Genomic DNA, 763 nt, shown 5'->3' with positions numbered 1-763 from the left:
TGATGAACTTGGTTGATGGTCCGTTTAAAACGCTCCGAGGTGGTTGGATTTTTACTGCGTTGGATGAGCAGGCATGTAAGGTTGAACTTAAGCTTGAGTTTGAGTTTTCGAGCAAAATGATTGAAATGGCGTTCGGCAAGATTTTTAACGAGCTAACTAGCAATATGGTTAATGCATTTACCAAACGCGCGAAACAGGTGTACGAGTGTTATGAGTATTGAGTCAGACATGATTCACGTTGAGGTCGTGTATGCATTGCCTCATGAGCAACGCGTGTTTAACTTAGTTGTGAATAACCACGCGACGGTTGAAGAGATCATTCGTCAGTCGGGTGTCTTGGAATTGTATCCAGAAATTGATTTAGCGAAAAACAAAGTAGGTGTGTTTAGTCGTAATGTAAAACTAGACGCGACCGTACGTGATAAAGACCGCATTGAAATCTATCGCCCTTTATTGGCAGATCCAAAAGAGATTCGTCGTAAGCGAGCAGAGCAAGCAAAAGCGGCTGGGAATGCCGATCCAGTGACTGGTGGCAAGCCAAATGCTCTGCGCAAGTAAGCAGAATAAGCAATATTTTAGATGATAAAAAACCTCCCAAGTGGGAGGTTTTTTTGCATAAAGGTTTTATGATGCCAATCGATGTAATGAAAGGATTGGTTTATTGGATCTGTTCGTAAAACGCGTCACTTTTCGGGAAGTCACCGCTGATATCGGCCAGCGTTCCTTGGTCATTAAAGTTTACGACAAGATCTTTCTGTACTGG

2 protein-coding genes and 1 pseudogene are annotated in these 763 nt (G+C 42.7%); 2 read left to right on the top strand and 1 reads right to left on the bottom strand.

Going from position 1 to position 763, the window contains the following annotated elements:
- Both R7Z49_RS24530 and R7Z49_RS24525 read left to right on the top strand, forming a co-directional pair.
- Positions 1 to 221: SRPBCC family protein (locus tag R7Z49_RS24530; RefSeq protein ID WP_318112304.1), on the top strand; the 221-nt coding region annotated here is incomplete at its 5' end.
- A complete protein-coding gene (locus R7Z49_RS24525) occupies positions 211 to 558 on the top strand; it encodes an RnfH family protein (protein ID WP_005456005.1) in 348 nt (115 codons plus the stop codon). The genes R7Z49_RS24530 and R7Z49_RS24525, both read left to right, overlap by 11 nt.
- 100 nt (positions 559 to 658) lie before the next feature.
- Here the strand turns inward: R7Z49_RS24525 and R7Z49_RS24520 are convergent.
- Positions 659 to 763, bottom strand: a pseudogene (locus R7Z49_RS24520) (outer membrane protein assembly factor BamE); the annotation flags it as partial.

The sequence above is a fragment of the Vibrio sp. 1562 genome (assembly GCF_033340155.1).
Lineage (GTDB): Bacteria > Pseudomonadota > Gammaproteobacteria > Enterobacterales > Vibrionaceae > Vibrio > Vibrio alginolyticus.
This window is presented reverse-complemented; position numbering and strand designations above follow the sequence as displayed.